We start from the raw sequence: 4,012 nt of genomic DNA on the forward strand, positions 1-4,012 counted from the left end.
AAAACGCCCGGGTCAGCCTTCACATAAATCCGCCGCAGGATCGTCCACTCTTTCAGACCCGGAATCAGCGTGTACCGCACCGCGACCAGCTCACCGAACAGCCGCCCCGGCCCACCCTTGCCACCAGACGGATCCTCACCAGGCTTAGGCCGCCACAGCTCAGCATCAATATCAACCGGCACGCCTGGCAGCAGGTAGAGCAGGCGGGCCTTGTCTACGGCCTCCTTCAAACTGTCCACGCCCAGCTTGGCCATCGCCGAGTTCAGGCGTCTCGTTACTGTCGTCGGGTCCATCCGGAGCTGCGCCGCGATAGTGCCATCATCCTGGCCCGTCGCCGCGTGGGACAGCACGCGGAGCTCCGACGGCATCAGGGGGGGCAATTTCTTGTCCTTGTCCCAGTCCAAGCCCCGCGTAATTCTGGCCAGCGGCAGTTTGCGCTTGTGGGCCTTCTTTACAGCGTCCTCCAGGTCGGATGCGTCCAGATTCTTCCGCACCCGGCTCATCCTTTTTTTCACCTCATTAGGCGTCACTCCGAGCTTTTCCGCGATATCGGTAAATGGCCACCCCTCCGCCACGTAGGCCAGCACTTCGAGCTGCTTCGGCGTCAGGGGCCGCGCCGGTGCCGACTGGCCCGGTCCCACAGGAGCCCCAGCACCATCACGGACAGCTGACCCCTCGGAAGCCGCCACGTTGGCCGGGTCCGGCACGTCGATCATCTCGACGTCGCTCTGGGGCTCCAACGGCCAGGCCCGGCCGCCAAGGTCCACTTCATTGGCCGTACCGACACCCCGCCCGGGGGTCAACGGCGGCTGGACCACGTCCGGCGCCCCGGACCCCGCCTTCCACAGCCCCCCGACCCTATTCTTCGGGATGAGGTGACCGGACCATTCCGCCACCAACCTGCTGCTGTAGGGGCGGCCGTCGGGGGCGAACTCACCCTTCAGCGACCCGACCCAGGCGTCCACCCAGAAGTCCCTCAACGGCGTCCGCCGATCAGCCGTCTGCCCCTCGGGGGGCAGAGCGATCTCTGCTGGGAGTTTCCTGACCGCCAACATCTCACGGAGGTTGAGACCACCCTTGACAGGCCGGAAACGAACCACCTCTTCTGCAGTGGCTTCTGAGGTGATGGCCTCGTAGTGGCCCGGGTTGGCGGGGTCGTACAGCAGGGTGACCGGCCAGCCCTCCGACGGCCCGTACTCCTCCACCACACGCGGCGGCCCTTCGCCGGTCCGCTCCGCAACAGTGATCCGCATACCGGCAACATGAGCCACCACCGGCAACAAGAACCGCTCCGCCGCAGTCGCCGACCCGCTGCCCCAGCCGTCGATGGCGGCGCGAACATCAACGACCTCCTGCGCCAACAACGGCCCGCCGGAGGACGTCCACAGCCCCACCAGATGCGCCCGGGCCGACTCCGGCGACAACTTCGACAACTCCTCCACCGCGATGCCCCGGTCATGCTTGTTGAGGAAATCCAACTGCTCCTGCGGCTCAAACAACCACTCGCCCACCAGCACGAGCCCCAGGTCTGCACGCGCCGTCTCATACCGAGACCTGATCACCTCCGAATCCAGCAAACGCGCGTCAGTGACCCGCTTAACGCCACCCTTCCGCAACAGCTGCGCCACCCGCGCGGGGTCACGCTCCTGAAGCTCCCGCGCCTGATCCTTCACATGGTCCAGGTAAATCCGCTGCCGCCGCACATCCGCCGGCACCCGCCCCACATGAGCGGCCAGATACTTCCTAGCCCGGTCCTGCAACAACCCGGCCACCGCCGCCAGCCGCTCCCCATCAGGCTCACCAGCCCGCCCCACCTCCGGCCGCACCCCGCCAGAATCCGCCAAAAGCCCCACCAACGCCCGCAAAGGCGAACCATCAACCGGCACCACCGACGGCGCATCGACACCCCGCCCGTCCGGCGCCCCGGACCCCTCGGCGGGCTGGCCAGAACGCGACTGTGACCGATCCGCGTCCGCCTTCGCATTCCACAGATCCCCGACCGCCTTGCGGTTGATGAGGTGACCGGACCATCCCGCCACCAACCTGGTGCTGTAGGGGCGGCCGTCGGGGGCGAACTCATCCTTCAGCGACCCGGCCCAGGCGTCCACCCAGATGTCCCTCAACGGCCACCCCTGACCAGCCAGCTGCCCCTCGGGGGGCAGAGCGATCTCTGCTGGGAGTTTCCTGACCGCCAACATCTCACGGAGGTTGAGACCACCCTTGACAGGCCGAAAACGAACCACCTCTTCTGCAGTGGCTTCTGAGGTGATGGCCTCGTAGTGGCCCGGGTTGGCGGGGTCGTACAGCAGGGTGACCGGCCAGCCCTCCGACGGCCCGTACTCCTCCACCAGACGCGGCGGCCCTTCGCCGGTCCGCTCCTCAACAGTGATCCGCATACCGGCAACATGAGCCACCACCGGCAACAAGAACCGCTCCGCCGCGGTGGCCGACCCGCTGCCCCAGCCGTCAACGGCGGCGAGAACAGCCTCGACCTCCTGCACCGACAACGGCCCGCCGGAGGACGTCCACAGCCCCACCAGATGCTTCCGGGCCGACTCCGGCGACAACTCCGACAACTCCTCCACCGAGAAGCCCCGGTCATGCTCGTTGAGGAAATCCAACTGCTCCTGCGGCTCAGACAACCACTCGCCCGCCAGCCTGGGCCCCAGGTCTGCACGCGCCGTCTCATACCGAGACCCGATCACCTCCGAATCCAGCAAACGCGCGTCAGTGACCCGCTTAACGCCACCCTCCCGCAACAGCTGCGCCACCTGCGCGGGGTCACGCTCCTGAAGCTCCCGCGCCTGATCCTTCACATGGTCCAGGTAAATCCGCTGCCGCCGCACATCCGCCGGCACCCCATCCACATGAGCGGCCAGATACTTCCTAGCCCGGTCCTGCAACAACCCGGCCACCGCCGCCAGCCGCTCCCCATCAGGCTCACCAGCCCGCCCCACCTCCGGCCGCACCCCGCCAAAAACCGCCAAAAGCCCCACCAACGCCCGCAAAGGCGAACCATCAACCGACACCACCGACACCACCGACAGTGCGGGCTCGACACCACTCCGTGCCGACACACTGGCCGAAGCATTGTCGGCAGGCAGCAGTCCGCGCCGGCGGGCCCCGTCCACAGCCTCCTGCCGAGAGCGCACGCGCAGCTTTCGCATCGCCGAGGAGATGCGCTTCTTTACCTTTGCCAGGGATAGCCCGGGCCGCTTCCCGATGGTGGGATTCGACTCTCCCTTCGCCACGTAGGACAGCACTTCGATCTCACCCGTCGTTAGGCGCACCGCTGGCGCCGACTGGTCCGGTCCCACGACAGGAACCAACCCAGCGCCACCACCGTCAGCTGGCCCCCCCGAAGCCGCCGCACGGGCCGGATCCACCGCATCGATCCCATCCCAGCCCGAAACGCCAGGCGAGGGTCGCTGTGGACCGAGATCGTCGGTCATCTCGATGTCGTCCCCGGAGGTGGTCTGCTCCTGGGTCACCTGGATCTGCGCCCCACCCAGGGGTTGCTGTGGGCTGGGGTTGTCGGTCATCTCGAACACGCGCGGAGACGGGGCCTCCGACAACGGCGACCACGCCAGGTCGCCAAAGGCCAGGTAGTCCAGGAGAGGCATGGGGTTGTCGGTCACCTCGAAAGCAGCAGCGTGCCGCGACTGCCGGCCCTCGCCCACACCACCGGTCGACTGTCCGGCACCGGGTCCCTGACTCACGCCCCCCACCACAGCCGCCCCGCTCGCGCTGGCATCCTGCCCGAAAGGCAACTGCGCCTGGATCACGCCCGGCGCCCCGGACCCCTCGGGTAACTGGCCAGAACGCGATTGTGACCCGCCCGCGTCCGCCCTCAAAACTATGCCGACCCTCGTCTTGCTGATGAGGCCGCCGGACAGCGTGGCTATGTCGTCGGCCAACGCGTCTGTCGAATAAATATCGGGGCGGGGCCTGGCGGCGAGCTTGTCCTTCATCATTCGGGCCCACACGTCCATCAAGTACGACGTCTGCGGGT

Annotated in this window: 1 protein-coding gene; it reads right to left on the minus strand. The window is 67.2% G+C overall.

Annotation, left to right across the window (positions count from 1 at the left end):
- The coding region (locus ACGFIZ_RS34040) for a LuxR C-terminal-related transcriptional regulator (RefSeq protein ID WP_393427401.1) at nucleotides 1-3,974 on the minus strand (3,974 nt) is incomplete at its 3' end.
- Nucleotides 3,975-4,012 lie beyond the last annotated feature (38 nt).

It is taken from the genome of Micromonospora sp. NPDC048830 (genome assembly GCF_043198215.1).
Classification (GTDB): Bacteria; Actinomycetota; Actinomycetes; order Mycobacteriales; family Micromonosporaceae; genus Micromonospora.